General features: G+C 35.6%; 17 protein-coding genes. 6 read left to right on the forward strand and 11 right to left on the reverse strand.

The features are described 5' to 3' along the window. Positions 1–54 precede the first annotated feature (54 nt). The 6 genes from MR062_RS13125 to MR062_RS13150 all read left to right on the forward strand — a co-directional run bounded on the left by MR062_RS13125 (position 55) and on the right by MR062_RS13150 (position 6,397). Positions 55–1,062 carry a glycosyltransferase family 2 protein gene (locus MR062_RS13125; protein ID WP_242205008.1) on the forward strand — a complete coding sequence of 336 codons (1,008 nt, stop codon included), beginning with the start codon at positions 55–57 and terminating at the stop codon, positions 1,060–1,062. A gap of 467 nt (positions 1,063–1,529) precedes the next feature. Further along, positions 1,530–3,455: a BatA domain-containing protein gene (locus MR062_RS13130; RefSeq protein ID WP_242205010.1), complete on the forward strand. Its 1,926-nt coding sequence runs from the start codon at positions 1,530–1,532 to the stop codon at positions 3,453–3,455. Beyond that, positions 3,452–4,705 carry a dihydroorotase gene (locus tag MR062_RS13135; RefSeq protein ID WP_242205012.1) on the forward strand — a complete coding sequence of 418 codons (1,254 nt, stop codon included), beginning with the start codon at positions 3,452–3,454 and terminating at the stop codon, positions 4,703–4,705. Before MR062_RS13130 ends, MR062_RS13135 begins: the two co-directional genes overlap by 4 nt. 6 nt (positions 4,706–4,711) lie before the next feature. After that, positions 4,712–5,041, forward strand: coding sequence for a hypothetical protein (locus MR062_RS13140; RefSeq protein WP_242205014.1), 330 nt, complete (start codon positions 4,712–4,714; stop codon positions 5,039–5,041). Beyond that, positions 5,042–5,698 carry an alpha/beta hydrolase gene (locus tag MR062_RS13145; RefSeq protein WP_242205016.1) on the forward strand — a complete coding sequence of 219 codons (657 nt, stop codon included), beginning with the start codon at positions 5,042–5,044 and terminating at the stop codon, positions 5,696–5,698. Positions 5,699–5,881: 183 nt separating this feature from the next. Beyond that, entirely contained in the window at positions 5,882–6,397 is a 516-nt protein-coding gene (locus MR062_RS13150; protein ID WP_242205018.1) for a YybH family protein, read from the forward strand. Between the two features lie 334 nt (positions 6,398–6,731). Here the strand turns inward: MR062_RS13150 and MR062_RS13155 are convergent, their stop codons facing one another. The 11 genes from MR062_RS13155 to MR062_RS13205 all read right to left on the reverse strand — a co-directional run bounded on the left by MR062_RS13155 (position 6,732) and on the right by MR062_RS13205 (position 17,954). Beyond that, positions 6,732–7,436, reverse strand: coding sequence for a response regulator transcription factor (locus tag MR062_RS13155; RefSeq protein ID WP_242205020.1), 705 nt, complete (start codon positions 7,434–7,436; stop codon positions 6,732–6,734). A 2-nt stretch (positions 7,437–7,438) separates the two neighbouring features. Further along, positions 7,439–9,034 (reverse strand): sensor histidine kinase, encoded by a 1,596-nt coding sequence (locus MR062_RS13160; protein ID WP_242205021.1) that lies wholly within the window; start codon positions 9,032–9,034, stop codon positions 7,439–7,441. 77 nt (positions 9,035–9,111) lie between these two features. Further along, complete coding sequence (gene coaE, locus MR062_RS13165; protein ID WP_242205023.1) at positions 9,112–9,699, reverse strand: dephospho-CoA kinase; 588 nt, start codon at positions 9,697–9,699, stop codon at positions 9,112–9,114. Continuing rightward, positions 9,696–10,658 (reverse strand): CdaR family protein, encoded by a 963-nt coding sequence (locus tag MR062_RS13170; protein WP_242205025.1) that lies wholly within the window; start codon positions 10,656–10,658, stop codon positions 9,696–9,698. The genes coaE and MR062_RS13170 overlap by 4 nt, the downstream gene beginning before the upstream one ends. After that, positions 10,655–11,662, reverse strand: coding sequence for a glycosyltransferase (locus MR062_RS13175; protein ID WP_242205027.1), 1,008 nt, complete (start codon positions 11,660–11,662; stop codon positions 10,655–10,657). Before MR062_RS13175 ends, MR062_RS13170 begins: the two co-directional genes overlap by 4 nt. Before the next feature lie 75 nt (positions 11,663–11,737). Beyond that, positions 11,738–12,553, reverse strand: coding sequence for an enoyl-ACP reductase FabI (locus MR062_RS13180; RefSeq protein WP_242205029.1), 816 nt, complete (start codon positions 12,551–12,553; stop codon positions 11,738–11,740). Between the two features lie 133 nt (positions 12,554–12,686). After that, positions 12,687–14,339: a DNA repair protein RecN gene (gene recN / locus MR062_RS13185; protein ID WP_242205031.1), complete on the reverse strand. Its 1,653-nt coding sequence runs from the start codon at positions 14,337–14,339 to the stop codon at positions 12,687–12,689. 271 nt (positions 14,340–14,610) lie between these two features. After that, entirely contained in the window at positions 14,611–15,498 is an 888-nt protein-coding gene (gene porD, locus MR062_RS13190) for a type IX secretion system protein PorD (protein ID WP_242205033.1), read from the reverse strand. After that, the gene (coaBC, locus tag MR062_RS13195) at positions 15,491–16,702 is read right to left on the reverse strand and encodes a bifunctional phosphopantothenoylcysteine decarboxylase/phosphopantothenate--cysteine ligase CoaBC (protein WP_242205034.1); all 1,212 of its coding nucleotides are present in this window, start codon (positions 16,700–16,702) and stop codon (positions 15,491–15,493) included. Before coaBC ends, porD begins: the two co-directional genes overlap by 8 nt. Before the next feature lie 7 nt (positions 16,703–16,709). Further along, positions 16,710–17,039, reverse strand: coding sequence for a DNA-directed RNA polymerase subunit omega (locus MR062_RS13200; RefSeq protein WP_242205036.1), 330 nt, complete (start codon positions 17,037–17,039; stop codon positions 16,710–16,712). A 63-nt stretch (positions 17,040–17,102) separates the two neighbouring features. Continuing rightward, complete coding sequence (locus tag MR062_RS13205; protein WP_242205038.1) at positions 17,103–17,954, reverse strand: outer membrane protein assembly factor BamD; 852 nt, start codon at positions 17,952–17,954, stop codon at positions 17,103–17,105. Positions 17,955–18,034: the final 80 nt, after the last annotated feature.

Raw genomic sequence — 18,034 nt, forward strand, 5'->3', positions numbered from 1 at the left:
AAAAATACTATTATGTTACCCCCTATTTTCATAAGGTTATGTTAAATTCGCATTATGCAACAACCTCTAGTAAGCATCTTAACACCGTTTAAAAATACAGCTTCTTTTCTTCCTGAATGTATAGAATCTATAATAAACCAAACCTATACTCGTTGGGAGCTTTTAATAGTTGATGACGGTTCTACCGATACCAGCTTTGAAATTGTAGGACGCTATGCTAAAATAGATTCGAGAATCAAGCTGTTTAAAAACACAGGAGAAGGCATTATTGCTGCTTTACAACTTGCATTACAACAAGCTCATGGCACTTTTATAACACGAATGGATAGCGATGACATCATGCCACCCAACAAATTGGAACTTTTGACCAACAACTTGCTAGCCCATGGTGAAAAACATATTGCCATAGGATTGGTGGAATACTTTTGCAAAGAAGGTGTTGGCCCTGGTTATAAAAGTTACGAAACCTGGTTGAACAAACTAACACGTACTGGAAACAACTATTCTGAAATTTACAAGGAATGTGTTATCCCATCACCCTGCTGGATGGTCTATAAGACCGACTTAATAGCTTGTGGTGCCTTCAATCCGAATGTTTATCCAGAAGACTACGACTTAACTTTTAGGTTTTACAAACACCAATACAAATGCATCCCGTGCGACCAAGTGTTACATTATTGGCGCGATTACAGTACTCGAACCTCGCGTACCCACATCCACTATGCACACAACCATTTTACTACTTTAAAGACACAACATTTTATTGATATAGATTATAACCCCAATAAAACATTAGTGGTTTGGGGTGCAGGTAATAAAGGTAAAAAAGCAGCAGAGATACTTTTAAAGCATCAAATTTCGTTTGAATGGATTTGTGATAACCCAAAAAAAATTGGAAAAAGCATTTATGGAAAAACCATGCAGCCCTTTAATGCATTAAAGGCTATCCAAAACCCACAAAGCATTATAACAGTTGCCAATAAAAAAGCACAACAAGAGATTAGAGCCTATTTGAATACATTAGGTTTAAAACCTGTAGAAGATTATGTGTTCTTTTGCTAGTAAAAAGTACTTGAAGTGCACTAAAAAGGCCTAAAGTTTTAAAGCGGGTTCTTTTAACTTATAATAAAAGTTAATATACTTTGTGTTCTTTGCGCTTCTTTGCAATCTTTGTGGTTATATTTAAACCACAGAGTTCACCTAGAAAGGTTCTAAGTATACTGAGAAGATTAACAATAAGATGAAACCTATTTTATATACTTCAATACTTTAGACTCTTTAAATACTTAAGGCGCTTAAAAATTATTTAATTTCAACCTTTAATAGAATCAAAAAAATATGTAGGTTTGAGAGTTGCTGTCACTTCGAGTGATTTTGATGGTAATCAAAATTGTATCGAGAAGTTTTACGGACTAAAGTTTTCGATACAATTCTGAATCCTTTCCTTATAACAATTAAGCTGATTTGGATTCAGAATTACTCGAACTGACATTCCCAAAATTAAGATAAATTACCTAATAAATAAACGAATGCAGTTTAAACACCCCGAAATTCTTTACGCTTTATTTTTACTGTTAATTCCTATTATTGTTCACCTTTTCCAGTTACGCAAGTTTAAAAAGATAGCGTTTACCAACGTTGCTTTTTTAAAAAAGGCCACACTACAAACCCGAAAAAGTTCACAAATAAAAAAGTGGCTTGTCCTGGCAACCAGACTACTGTTATTTGCTGCTATCATTTTAGCTTTTGCACAACCTTTTACCTCTAAAACATCCAACGTAAACAGTAAAACAGAAACCGTTATTTATCTTGACAATTCCTTTAGCGTGCAGGCCAAAGGGAGCCAAGGTGAATTATTAAAACGTGCGGTACAGGATATAATAGCTAATGTTCCAGAAAACGAAAACCTATCGATACTCACCAACGATGCAACCTTTAAGAACACCTCCATTAAAGCAATTAAAAATGAATTGTTACAACTGGACTATACTGCTACCTCCCTACCTACAAAAGCCGCATTATTAAAAAGCAAAACCTTATTTAAAAAGCAGGGAAATACCATCAAAAACTTGGTGTTCATTTCAGATTTTCAAGGAACTGAAACTAATTTTACATCAACAATCGACTCTTTAACCCATGTGCACTTAATACAACTTCAACCGGTAACCACAAACAATATTGCCGTAGATAGTGCCTACATTTCCAATAGCAATGCTACCAGTTTGGAATTAACCGTTACTTTAAAAAATAGTGGTCGTTCAACAGAAACCCTCCCAGTTTCATTATTTAATAACAATAACCTTATTGCAAAAACTTCAGTTGAATTAAACAATACCGTACAGACTACATTTTCCTTACCCAACAATTCCGTTATTAATGGCAAGATTGTGATTGATGATGCATCACTTCAATTTGATAACACCCTGTATTTTAATAGCAACAATAGTCAAAAAATTAATGTACTGGCCATTAACGGTAACAATGACGACTTTTTAAAACGCATATATACACCCAACGAATTTAATTATTCTGGAACAGAGATTAACCAACTGGACTATAATCTTATTAGCGACCAACAACTTATCATCCTAAACGAATTGGAATTAATCCCCAATCCGTTGGCTTCAACGCTTAAATCATTTGTTTCTGAAGGAGGCTCATTACTCGTTATTCCATCAACCTCCATCAACAAACCATCTTATAATGCCCTGCTGCTTGACTATAATATGGCTCTAAACGATTATCTGCCAAATGACAAACGCATTACGACCATAAATTTTTCACACCCGCTTTATAACAATGGTGTTTTTGAAAAAGAAGTTAAAAACTTTCAGTACCCCAAGGTTAATGGGTACTACCCTATCTCATCCCGTACGACCGCTCCGGCATTACGATTTGAAAACGGCAGTTCTTTTTTAAGCACAAACAATAAGGTTTTTGTATTTGGGGCTGCTTTAAACGAAGCAACTTCAAACTTTAAAAGTTCCCCTTTAATTGTTCCTACACTTTACAATATTGGAAAATACAGTCTTAAACTCCCCAATCTATATTACACGATAGGCCAGGACAATAGTTTTGCAATCACAACCCCTTTACAAAAGGATGATATTTTATCATTGGTTAAAGACGACATCAATATCATTCCAAGGCAGCAACAATATAACAACAAGGTTGTTGTTAAAACCCTAGAAAGCCCATCGGTGGCTGGCACCTATTCCGTAAACAATAAAGCGCAAACGTTAGCTACTGTTAGTTATAATTATAACAGAAATGAAAGCGATTTAATTTACTCGAATCTTTCTAACCTTGAGCAAGTAAGTCTAAGCGATTCCATTGCCGATGTGTTTAACACCATAAAAAGTGACACAAAAATTAACGCCCTATGGAAATGGTTTGTTATTTTTGCACTAATCTTACTCATTATAGAAATGCTCATCTTAAAATATTTTAAATGAACATACTTATCAAGTCTGCTACAATAATAGATCCTAAAAGCGAGTTTCATAATACGACTCAAGATATATTAATTGAAAACGGCACGATTACAAACATTGGCAGTAACCTAAAAAATCCTAACGATTATACAGAGATACAGTTAGACAACCTACATGTATCACAAGGTTGGTTCGATAGCAGTGTTTGCTTTGGAGAACCAGGTTACGAAGAGCGTGAAACTATTGAAAATGGCTTAAAAGCGGCAGCGGCCTCTGGGTTTACCTGTGTAGCCATGAATGCCAATACCAATCCAGTTATTGATACCAATACCGATATAGCCTTTGTATTGTCCAAATCGGCCAACCATGCCGTTACCTTACTGCCCATTGGTGCTTTAACACGTTCCAGTAAAGGTGAGGATTTAGCTGAGCTGTTCGATATGAAAACTGCCGGGGCCGTAGCATTTTACGACTACAAGGCAGCCATCACTAATCCTAATATGCTAAAAATCGCATTGCAATATGCCAGTAATTTTAATGGTTTGGTCTGTTCGTTCCCACAAGAAAACAGAATTACCCGAAATGGCGTGATGAACGAACATATTACCAGTACTAAACTGGGGCTAAAAGGGAATCCAGCCCTAGCCGAAGAACTGCAAGTAGCACGCGATTTATTTTTATTGGAATATACAGGAGGCAAACTACATATCCCAACCATTTCAACAGCTAAATCGGTTGAACTTATAAAAGAAGCTAAAGCCAAAAAATTAGACGTTACCTGTAGTGTAGCCGTCCATAACCTATGCATTACAGATGAAGCTTTAAGCGACTTTAACACTAATTTTAAAGTATTGCCCCCTTTACGTACACAAAGTGATGTTACTGCACTTATTGAAGGACTAAAAGATGGCACAATAGATATGGTCACCAGCGATCACTCCCCAATAGATGTTGAAGAAAAAAAGGTGGAATTTGACCATGCCAATTACGGCACAATAGGATTGGAAAGTGCTTTTAGTGCTTTACAAACTATACTAAATACTGAAAAATCCATTGAAGTATTAACCAAAGGGAAATCACGGTTTGGCATTGAACCTACATCAATAAGCATAGGCAATAAGCTAAATGCGACACTTTTCAATCCAGACGAAACCTATACATTCACCCAAAAAGATATTAAGTCCCGATCAAAGAATGCCATTTTTGAGGGAAGCACTTTAAAAGGTAAAGTATACGGTATTATTTCAAATAACAAAGTAGTTTTAAATTAAAGGATCATGACAGAGCAGGAGATAAACGAAGGTAAAACTATGGCCATTGTTAGCCATATCACATTTGTTGGATTAATTATCGCCATCATTATGAATGCCGATAAAAAAAACACATACACCGCTTTCTATAACAGACAAATGCTAGGGTTAATTATTATGCTATTTATCGCTCAAATAACAGATAAATATATTAATGGTACACTTGGCTACATTTTATGGCTTATCTCTGCCATATCATGGTTATATTCTTTTATTAGCATTATACAAAACAAAGTAAAACCATTACCTTATGTTGGTGAAAAATTTCAACAATGGTTTGCTAACATAGGTAGATAAATGGTAAATACGTCCCTTTCTTTACATCATGTTATTCGTGAATCGAGTTTAACCAGCAATGCTCCATTGCTTATTATGATGCATGGTTATGGCAGTGATGAAAACGATTTGTTTTCATTTGCATCTGAATTACCCGAAGAACTGTTCATTATTTCCGTAAGAGCCCCTTACCCAATGCAACCCTATGGTAGTGCCTGGTACACCATTAATTTTGATGCCGAAAAAGGAAAATGGAACGACAATGTACAAGCTGCTTCGTCACGGGATTTAATTGCTAAATTTATTGATGAAGCTACTGCGACCTACCCTATAAATAAAGACAATGTGTCCCTATTGGGCTTTAGCCAGGGTACTATACTAAGCTATGCAGTAGCCTTGACCTACCCAGAAAAAGTAAAAAACATTGTCGCCTTAAGTGGCTATGTCAATCAAGAGATTATTCCTAATGATTTTGGTAACTACGACTACTCACATTTAGATTTCTACTGCTCCCACGGTAGCGTAGACCAAGTAATCCCTGTGGACTGGGCCAGACAAACACCGCCATTCTTAAAGCAATTGGGCATTAAACACCTCTATAACGAATTTCCAGTAGGCCATGGTGTAGCTCCCCAAAACTTTTATGAGTTCAAGACGTGGTTAACCGAGCGTATTTAAGTTATATCATCAACTTCAAGTGTCGCGCCATAGGCGTGATGTGCTTCGGCAGAGCCTGCAGAACTATCGCGAAGTTTTATGGATAATCGTCCGATACTTTTTATTTTAGAAGTAACTCAGACTAACGAATTGTAAAGGCCTTGAAATTTATTTCATATCTTAATGACATAAAAAGGCCTTGTAATGAAATTATTGTATTCTTCTATTTTTTGCATATTTCTGTTAGTTCCCAACCAAGCAATATCACAAAACAAAACATGCTTAAAAGCCATTAACACCCAAATTTGGGACAAGTTCACTAAAGCTTTTGAAACTTTGGATACCAACCTGTTTGCAAGCCTGCATAGCGACGACTTAGTACGTGTTAGTGGGAATGGCAAGACCATTAGGAATAAAGGGGCTTATATTAAAAGTTATAAAATCAATTGGAAAGATAAAGTCGTACATCAAACCATTGCCTTTCGGTTTTTAGAACGGATTTGCAATGAGGAAACAGCTTCGGAGCGTGGTATATATAAATTGACCAGAAACCCCAATACACCCAATGAAGTGTGTTATTATGGAAAGTTTCATGTAATTTTAAAACAAGTAAATACACAATGGAAAATACTGGTGGACTACGACTCTTCTGAAAACAACACCATCAATGACATATCTTTTAACAAGGCTTTTGCTTTGGATGATTTTGAGAAGTACTAAATTGTAATGAACTTAACCAATTGAAAATCATTTTAACTTATCATTTCTAATGTTACTGAAACCAAAATATATTTTGTTTGAAAGTATATTGTGCAGCTATTGAAGGCCACACTCGCAATCATTAGATGTCCCATCGTGCTGTCGACATGATATCTATGTACTGCTTAAATCTTTCATATAGCACTGAGTAAGATGGAAAAAATGACAGCTTCTTAAATGTAATAAATACCGAAACAAGCTCTGTATGACAAAAGCTCAAAAGTGGTATATATATTAAAGTACATAAAAAAAATCCAGCTTGAGGCTGGATTTTATTTTATCATTCAAAAAGTACTTAATCATTAATCACCAATCGAAACCCTTCTCCATGAATGTTAAGAATCTCAACTTTTTCATCTAGCTTTAGGTATTTACGCAATTTGGCAATGTACACGTCCATACTTCGTGAAGTGAAGTAATTGTCGTCGCGCCATATTTTGGTAAGCGCCAACTCACGTGGCATTAAATCGTTTTCATGTAAAGCCAATAAGCGTAACAATTCATTTTCCTTTGGCGATAATTTAATAGGCTCTCCACCATCAAATCGTAAAAAACGCAACTTAGAGTTTAAATCGAAACGGCCTATCTTGAATTCAAATTGCTTACTATCCGATATGGTTTCTGTGGCCTTACGCTGTATAATGGCCTTTATTTTCATTAGTAGAACCTCGCTATCAAACGGTTTGTTCAAGTAATCGTCTGCCCCTACTTTATAGCCCTTAAGTACATCTTCCTTCATAGCCTTAGCCGTTAGGAACACTATAGGCACATCGGTATTTTTTTCGCGTATCTCCTTAGCTAGGGTAAAGCCATCCTTATATGGCATCATAACATCAAGAATACATAAATCGAAATCATCCTTTTTAAACTTCTCGAAACCTTCCATACCGTTTTTAGCATGTACCACATCGTAATCGTTCATCATTAAATAATCCTTAAGGACGGTTCCAAAATTAGGATCGTCCTCTACCAGTAAAATTTTCTTGTTTATTTCTTCCATAGTTATGTTATTATTGGAAGCTTTATGGTAAATGTGCTTCCTTTATCTTTTTCACTTTCTACCGACACATGGCCTTGATGGTCATCTACGATACGTTTTACGTAGGCCAATCCTAAACCATGTCCTTTTACGTTATGTATATTTCCCGTGTGCTCTCTATAAAATTTTTCGAACACCCGTTTGGCAGCTGCTTTACTCATGCCACTACCGTGGTCTTTTATGCTTAATAAAATATTGGTCCCTACATTTTCGGTTGATACTTCAATCTTTGGTGCCTCTGGGGAATATTTTATGGCATTGTCCAATATGTTAACGATTACATTAGTAAAGTGAGTTTCGTTGGCCAATACCGACGACTTATCGGCTTCTAAAAAGGTTTTTATATACCCTCGCCTATTTTCCACAATAAGCTCTACATGGGTAGTGGCATTTAAAATTAAGTCGTGCAAATCTACCCTGTCCTTACTAATATTTAGTTCGTTCTTCTCTAGTTTAGATATTCTTAATACATTTTCCACTTGGGCATGCATACGCTTATTTTCATCCTTTATCATATTAAGGTAACGTACTACCTTATCTTTATCATCAATAATCTTAGGGTTTTTAATGGCATCTAAAGCTAAATTAATAGTTGCTATAGGTGTCTTAAACTCATGCGTCATGTTATTGATAAAATCGGTTTTAATTTGCGATATCTTTCGCTGTTTTATTAACTGAAACAATGCACTTGAATAGGCGATGATAATAATGGAAGTGAATACAACAGACAATAAAATCATCCCTATTATTGAGGATAAAATAAACTTTTTATCATCAGGAAAATTCACCAATAACCTATACGTACTTACGTTATTTTCGTCATAAAACATCGGCACTCCAAAGGTTGATGCTTTATCATATTCAAAATTATCACTCTGCACTTTTGTTGCCAAGTCATTACTATACACAGCATACTCAAAATCTATATCAATATCTTTTTCCTTTAATTTTTCAGAAAGCAGTTCCTTAATTTTTTCTTTGGAAACCCTTTTATATATGGGGTTTCGTTTAGAAATGGCCTTAAAATCTTTCTCTATGCTTAGCTTTTCTGCCTCACTTAAGGTCCCACTTTTTATAATACTTAATATAGGGGATTCATTGGCATCGTTTTCAGAAAACTCAATATTATTATAAATTTCCGTTTTCGAACTACCAATAATGTTTTTGATATTAACACTATCTAAACCTATGTCAAAGAGCGATGATGATAACTTATAATTATCTTCTAAAATACCACTTTTATAAATAAGCGCTTGTTTAGTATCATTATTTTGTTGGTAAATGAACAATTGAGAAACCGACTGAGTTACAGCTACTGAATCCGTTCCATCATTTTCATTCAATAAATTCTTAGCCTTTTGATACGTCTGAAAATAACCGGCCAATTCATCGTCTTGAATTTGTTTTGTAACATTGTACAATACCCCGTTGACCTTAAACTTAAACCTTTCATTTTCATTCTGTACAGACCCCCTTATATAGTAGGCCTGGACAAATATAATCCCAATGAGAGATAAGCTCATTAAAAGGATTAGTAGGCTAAATATTCTTTTGCTCATCAGTCAAATTTAACATTTTAACATTTAGAAGTCCTTGCATTTAACCTAACGTTAACAAAAATGTTAAAATTGGCAGGTTATGCTATTCTTTTAAGGATTTTATGGTGGATTTTAAGTACCTGTGCCCTTGTTTTTTCTAAGTCTATGTTCTCTATAACAAAGTTGGACAATGCTACCCTATCCTTGTCATCCCACTGGTTATTCATAATGGCTTCAATACGTGCCTTGGTCATTTCATCTCTTGACAATAAACGTGCAACCCTAACGTCTTTTGGTGCGGTGACGGTAATTACGAGATCGCAGGCTTTATACCCTCCGTTTTCAAATAGTACGGCCACTTCCTTTATCACATAAGGGGCTGTTTGTTTTAATACCCATTTTTCAAAATGCCTAGCTACCCGTGGGTGCACGATCGCATTCATTTGTGCTAGATAGCTTTTATTATTAAAGATAACATCGGCGATATAGGGCCTGTTTAAAACACCATTTTTAAAGGCTTCTTCCCCAAATAGTTCAGTCAGCTTTCGTTGAATAACTTTGGATTTATTCATGAGCTTTTTTGCCTCTTCATCGGCAATATAAATAGGTATCCCCAAAGCTTTAAATGCATTGGCCACCGTGGTTTTCCCACTACCTATTCCTCCTGTAAGCCCTACTATGGTCATTTTAATATAATAAATTCAACATGCTGATTGTTAAGCTTAACGCTCTTCGCATATTCTGAAGTTTTCACTAACTGTGCTTCAAAAAAGGTGTGTTCATCATCAATTTTACTGTAATCGCAAACCACTTTAAAATCGCCAGGCTTAACCTCTTTAAAATGTTCTAAACTGGTATAGAACGTTACTGTTACTTCCTTTGGAAAATACTTTATTCGCAGTTCATTAGGAGCATTAATAATATTTACTGGAATCTTTAAATTTCCCTCTGTGAAACGTTCTACGTTTGCCTTTAAATCTACCGATGTGTGCGAAAAATGAATATCGCCTTTATCTGGCAACTCTAGCTTTATTGTTTTATTTATATTGGTTTTTACATCTTTTAAGACAAGCGTATCGGTTTCTACTTGGTTGATGGTATCTACAATCTCCTTTGGCCCAATAATTTTAATAGAATCAGGTGTGGCTTGATATGCTTTGAAGGTGTCAAAACCTGGACTAAATGTTATGTTTGTATTCAATACCACAGGTACTTTTTTAACTAAATTAACATCGTAGTTAAACACCAAGGTATCTGGAAAAACATCAATAACATCCAATTGTTTTGTAAAATTGTTGCTGCTAAAACTCCTTGCACCAGATTTTGTCCAAATAAACCTTGAGTTACTTATTGTAACATCTTTAGAAAAATCAATCTTAACTTTTGGCTTGGTAAAATATAGCCCTAGCCATCTAAAACCATGTGCCCTTAGGGTTATGTTCAAAATAGAATCGGAATTATTTAAAACCACCTTGTTTTCCGGAACGTTAACCTTTTCAATTCTAAATGCTATAGTATTTGTATAGGATTTAGAAAGCTTAGAAAAAATCAATATGATAAAGGCCAGTAACAAGAACAATAAAAACACATTGATCTTCTTATTCTTTATGGATATTAGTAATTTAGATTTAACCTTCTTTATCATGCTTGTTTAAAAAATAAATTAGGAAAATGGGTTTTAGGATCCTTATTGAATACCTCTATTGCCAAAGTCGATTTAATAAATCCATAACCATAGCCAAAAAATTGAATGGCAATAGCCACCAAAGCCAAAAAAGCCACAATCACATTCTTGGTACTTACCAAGGCCAACATAAACGCCACTGCAAAATACAGTGCATATATGAGCATAAGCCACTTGTACCCCATAAAGAGCATCACCAAGGCTACAGTAAAACCAGCAACAAACAGTATTGGAAACCAATAGGTTATTTTTTTTGTACTGGGGTGCCACCGGTTTAATATAGGGCGTACCATACCAAATTTATGGACTTGTACATAAAACTTTCGCCAAGAAATTCTACGTTTATGATATACGCAGGCATTAGGGATTAATTTGGTTTTATAGCCCAATTGCCATAGTCTTATCGATAGATCGGGGTCTTCACCCGGGTGAATGGTTCCAAAACCTTTTGAAGCTTCAAAAGCCACTTTAGAAAGTCCCATATTAAAACTTCTGGGTTGAAATTTATCTACACTATGCTTATTTCCCCTTATGCCTCCTGTTGTAATGAATGAGGTCATGGAAAAATTAATGGCCTTTTGAAGGTTGGTAAAGGACTCATGTGCCTCATCTGGCCCACCAAAGCAGTCCACATAATGCGCATTTAAACTCTTATCTACTTCGGTTAAATAATGTTCTGGTAAAATACAATCGGAGTCTAAAATAATAAAGTAATTACCTTTAGCCCGTTGCATACCGTAATTCCTCGAATCTCCAGGTCCCGAGTTTTCCTTAAAGTAATATGATATATCCAGTTTATCGCTAAACGTATTAGCTATAGCCTCTGATGTTATAGTAGAACCATCTTCAACAATAACCACTTCAAAATCAATATCTGTTTGTAAAGCGACAAAGCTTTGCAATAGCTCTTGAGTCTCTTCTGGGCGATTATATACGGGTATAATAAACGAATAACGTAGTTGCATACACAAATGTAACTATTCCGCATAAAAAAGCCACCTTTTAAAGGTGGCTAGAATTATCTTTTTTAAAACTACAGCTTATTCTTCTCCAATAAAAGTACTCATAACTGCATCGCTAACTCCCATATTACTGAAACCTCCATCATTATACAGGTTTTGAAGCGTTACCCGTTTTGTTAAATCACTAAACAAGGATACTGTATAGTTAGCACAATCTAATGCTGTGGCGTTACCAAGAGGCGACATTTTTTCGGCATAAGCAATAAAACCATCAAAGCCTTTTACACCACTACCAGCAGTTGTTGGTGTTGGCGATTGTGAAATGGTATTAACGCGGACGTTTTTATCTCTTCCAAAGAAATACCCAAAGCTACGTGCAATGCTTTCTAAATAAGCTTTGTTATCGGCCATATCGTTATAATCAGGAAACACACGTTGTGCAGCCATATAGGTTAAGGCCACAATACTTCCCCACTCATTCATGGCATCCGATTTATATAGGGTCTGCATCAACTTATGAAAGGACATAGCAGAAACATCTGTACCTTTTTGCGTCCAATCGTAGTTCTGGTCTGTGTAGGACCTCCCCTTTCTAACGTTTATGGACATGCCTATAGAGTGCAATACAAAGTCTAGCTTACCTCCTAAAATTTCCATAGACTGGTCTATTAGGTTTTGTAAATCGTCTATAGACGTGGCATCTGCAGGAATAATTTGAGAACCTGTTTTTTCTGCCAACTCATTAATTTGTCCCATTCGCATCGCTACTGGTGCATTGGTTAGCACAAACTGACCGCCTTCTTCATGAACACGCTCTGCAGTTTTCCAAGCTATGGAGTTGGAGTCCAATGCCCCAAAAATGATTCCTTTTTTTCCTTTTAATAAATTGTACATATTATACTCGTTTATATGTTGCTTTGTTAATAACTCATTTTATTTGGCAAAAGTACTAAACTTTACTAGATAATCGAGATTTAAATACTCATGCGCTTAACCTTAAGTAGTTCTCTTTAAAATGTTGACCTTTTTAATTTAATAACTCTTTAGCATGGGCTATAGCAGACGATGACATATCCAAACCGCCCAGCATCTGGGCTATTTCCACGATGCGCTCATCATGATTTAGTTTCACTAAATTGGTTTGGGTCATGTTGTTAACATCTTCTTTAAAGACCTTAAAATGCGAATGGCCCTTGGCTGCTATCTGTGGCAAATGGGTTATGGCAAATACTTGCATGGTCTTACTCATTTGCAACATAATCTCTCCCATTTTATTGGATATCTCTCCAGAAACCCCTGTATCGATCTCATCGAACATAATGGTTGGCAATTGAACATAATTTGACAACACCGACTTTATAGCTAACATGATTCTTGACAACTCTCCCCCCGAAGCCGCTTTTTTCAACTCCAAAAAAGCGCCCCCTTTATTAGCCGAAAATAAAAAGGACAAGTCGTCTTTTCCATTGGAAAATAAATTATCGGTTAGCTTTAGTTCTATATTGAATCTCGCATTGGGCATTCCCAAGTTTTTTAAAATTGCTTCCAATTGCTGTTTTAACTGTGGAATGGCCGCTGCTCTTTTTTCATGTATCGTCTTTGAAATAGAATCGAGCAACTTCATTTTCTCGGTTATCTCCAATTGCTTTTGTGAGATTGTGTCATCTAAGTTTTCGGTAATTGAAACCTTATCGGCCAGACTATCCCTTATAGCTATAAGTTCAGCTACGTCGCTTGCGGTATGCTTCAACATTAAATTATGCAGTAGTTGTAATTTGGCGTTAACCTGTTCCAACCGTTCTGGGTTAGCCTCAAGTGCTTCCTGGAAACCATCAACTTCACCAAAAGCATCATCCAAATCGATTAAACTACTATTAATGCGTTCGTACAAATTACTGTACTTAGAAGACAGTCCGGAAAGCTTACTAAAGTTGTTCTTTAGCTGTGTAAGTGCTGGGATAATACCTATTTGTTCATCACTTAACAATTGATACGATTCGGCCAGTTTTTCCTTAATATCCTCGACATTATTTAAGGTTTCATACTCTTCTTCAAGTGCTTCCAATTCGCCTTCAACTAAATGGGCCTCCTCCAATTCATTTAATAAAAAGGCATTGTAATCATGTTCTTTAATCGCTTCCGATTTTAAATTAACCAGCTCCTCTAAAGCCTTTTGAAGCAATTTATAATGTTTTAGCTCCTTCTTATAATCTGTTAATTCTGAAATCGTACCCGCTAGAGCATCGATAACCTGAAACTGAAAAGCATCATCGACAATTCGTAAGGTTTGATGCTGCGAGTGAATGTCTATCAATCGCTCGCCCAATAATTGTAAACTATTTAAATTAACCGGTGAATCGTTTACAAAAGCCCGCGATTTACCTGAAGGCAATATTTCGCGTCTTATAATGGTTTGTGCATCGTAATCCAAGTCTTCTTGCTCAAATAACGGCTTTAGGTTATAGTTTGAAACATTAAAAACAGCCTCAATGACACATTTATTAGTGTCGTCTTTCAAGCTGCTTAAATCGGCACGCTTACCCAATATTAAAGACAAGCCTCCGAGCAAAATGGATTTCCCTGCTCCCGTTTCTCCTGTAATAATAGACAGTCCATCATTAAAATCGACTTGTAGGCTGTCGATTAGAGCATAATTTTTAATAGCAAGTGATACTAACAAAATGTGTTAAACTGTTTTGGGTTAGAATGAAACTAAATATTTCTCGCTGTGCATTTAGATAAAATTCTGTCATTTCGAGTGAATTTTACGATTGAAATAAGTAAAATTTGTACTTCGACTCAGCTCAGTAGAACTATCGAGAAAAAGAATTTTAGCTTTTGAAATAGTTCTCGATACGTCCCGCCTTTGGCGGACACTCGAACTGACATCTTTGGAATTAGTTTTACCCAAAATACACAACGGGTTAAATATACTAAAAAAGTGAATTGAACTAAAACTTAATATTTGCCCATTTGCTGGAATGCATAGGTGCCACTTTTTGAAGTGTTTCCTTAACGCTGGCAATATTTACATTGGGACCATCTGTAAAGATTTGTTCTATCTCATCGGCTTTGGCATCAAAAAATGTACGCAACAAAAAAGAATTAGGCCTACGACTGTTCATAGCTTCAAATAACTTTAAGGAAACCGCTACAGCCTCTTTCCCTTTTTTGGTATTTTCACTCATAACATCCAAACCCAATCGGTGATAATCGTACATGACCTTTCTGTAAGCTGCAAATGTAGGGGAAAGCAAATTATCGATTAAAGCAAACCTACTCTGTAAGCCATCTTCCAATTTCCATCCTTTAAAATTTTCCTGTTGGGAATAGTTCACTATGGTCTGCGCTTGCTTAAAATAGGTATCACCGCCCTGTTCTTGGAAAGAATCGGCGTCCAAGCCCAAAATCATATATATATGGTATGCCAATACAGAAACCAAATTGGACTCAAACTGTGTTGGATTAAAAATTAAGTTTTGAAATTCTAAATAACGAAATGAGAAGTCCCTATCGTTAAAATTATAAATTGGTGTTGTAAAGGACGACCCAAAAACCGGTCTTGATGATTGCACTTGGATAGACCCCTGAAATGCTTCACCACTATAATCTGAAATGGTTATAACCATACTGCAGTCTATACGTTCTTGAGGTCCAAATGCCTTATTGGTCCATTTGGTGTTATTAACAAACTCGGTAAGTTGTTTTTCTAAAGTTTTGAAAATAGATTGGTTTTCGTTTCCGGTTTGCTGTGCATTAACGACCACACTGCAATTCAATTCTTGGGCAACCCCAGTAAAACCAATACAAAAAAGAAGACTGAATAAAATATTACGCATGGATATGTTTTAAAATCTCATTAAATAAATCTTGGGCTACTTCAGCTTTATTCTTTAATTCAAACTCCGTTACGCGATCTTTATTATCTATAAAAGTAACTTTATTTGTATTATTCTTAAAACCGGCACCTTTATCATTTAACGAATTTAAAACAATTAAATTTAAATTCTTTCTTTTTAGTTTGTCTTTTGCATTTTCCAGTTCGTTATTGGTTTCCAAAGCAAAACCTACTAAAAACTGATGTGTTTTAGCTTTTCCCAAGGACTCCAAAATATCCTTGGTTTTTTCTAAGATAATGGTTAATGAGGACTCCTTCTTTTTAATTTTTTGGTTAGCGACCTCTTTAGGCCTAAAATCGGCAACAGCTGCAGACAAAATAGCAATATTGGTCTCGTTATAGTAATTATGCACCGCATCGTACATTTCCTGCGCACTAACAACAGGAACGACCTCAACAAGGCTATGGACTATCTTTTCATGGGTTGGACCTGTTACTAAAATAACTTCGGCTCCTAAATTTGCAGCAACTTTAGCTATTTCGAATCCCATTTTACCACTGGAATGATTTCCTATAAAACGAACTGGGTCTATGGCTTCGTAAGTTGGCCCCGCTGTAATAAGTACTTTTTTACCTTTAAGGGGCAACTTGCTCAATATATCATTTTCAATAAATGCAACAATATCCTCTGGCTCTGCCATGCGCCCCTCGCCTATAAGTCCACTGGCCAATTCACCACTTGTCGCTGGAACCATAACATTTCCATAACTTTTTAAAGTCTTAAACGATCGCAAGGTACTATCGTGCTTGTACATATCTAAGTCCATGGCTGGTGCAAAATACACAGGACATTTAGCCGACAGATAAGTTGCCAATAATAAATTGTCGCAGACCCCATTGGCCATTTTAGACAATGTATTGGCGGTTGCTGGTGCAATAACAATTAGATCGGCCCAAAGGCCCAACTCTACATGGTTATTCCACATAGCTTTATCTTCTTCATCATTTGTGAATGAAGAATAAACAGGATGTTTTGAAAGTGTTGATAAGGTAAGTGGGGTTATAAAATCTTTTGAAGCGGGCGTCATAACCACTTTTACATTGGCTCCCGATTTTACAAACAAACGAACTAAAGCAGCCGTTTTATAAGCGGCAATACCAGCAGTTATGCCTAATAGTATATTTTTGCCGCTTAATATTGACATGTTGAAATTATTCCTGAGAATCTTCCTCAGTATTTCTAAAGTAAACTTTTTCCTTTAACCACTCTTGTACGGCCAAAGCATGAGGTTTTGGAAGCTTTTCGTAAAACTTAGATACTTCTATCTGCTCTTTGTTTTCAAAAATTTCTTCAAGACTATCGTTGTAAGTCGCAAACTCCTCTAACTTATCGATAAGTTCTTTTTTAATCTCAGTATTAATTTGCTCCGCCCTTCTTGATATGATAGAAATAGCCTCATAGATATTCCCTGTTTGCTCATCGATTTGATTCCTATCGTAAGTCATTGTATTAACAGGAGCTTTGGTTTTCTTTAAATCCATTTTGTCGCTTTATTTTATTTTTTTGCCTGTGGCGTTTTTACTTATATAATTTAATATCCAAAATTAACTTTCGGTATGATAATGCTGCAATTCTTTATCTATTTCTTCTGCCATTCTATTAACTTCTTCCATATATTTTGAATTGACAAAAGACTTTTTAAATACACTACAATACTCTTTTCCTTTCTCCAAACGGTTTTTTCTAAGATGCTCTACCTGTCTGGCACCTCCTTCAATGGTTTGCTTGTATTCCACACTATTAACTGCCAGTTTGTAAGCCGAATCCAATATGTAGAACATGGCATCTTCACGTAATGTAGATCCTGGAAACTCAAAAATAAAGTTTTCAAAAGATTTTATTGCTGCAATAAGCTCGTCAGACCTATACGCTATTTTATTGTATTGCTTAGCTATTTCAAAAGCTTTTTTCTCTAACTTAAATTCCAACTCTTTCACCAATTTATTAGCCTCTTCCAAATACTGTGACTCTGGAAATAAATTGATAAAATTTTGAAGTTTTTCTATTGCTTCGGTAGTTTCAGTTTGATCCTTAGTGTAAACTGGAGAAAGCATATAATAACTTTTAGCACTTAAAAATGAAGCTTCCTCCACTTTTTCACTACTTGGATAACTAGAAGCAAAACGCTCAAACTGATATCCTGCTACATAGTAGTCCTTCATTTTATAGAACGAGTTAGAATACAGATACATCAATTTTTCCGCTTGTGGCTTCCCCCTATAATTTGGTACTATTTGTGCAAAAAGACGGTTGGCCTTTTCAAATTTACCCTCATTATAAAGCGCTTCACCCATTTTAAATTTTGGTGCAATATCTTCAGCCTTTAAAACTTTTTGATATTCGCTGCATGAACTTAATATCGTGAATGCCAATAATATGTATAGAAATTTCTTCATAGTTTAAAACAGGATGCAAAATTAAGGTATTAATATGGATTTTAAAAAAATATTTTAAACGCTAAAATAACTGTTGAAAC

It is taken from the genome of Aestuariivivens insulae (assembly GCF_022662195.1).
In the GTDB taxonomy this organism is placed as follows: domain Bacteria; phylum Bacteroidota; class Bacteroidia; order Flavobacteriales; family Flavobacteriaceae; genus Aestuariivivens; species Aestuariivivens insulae.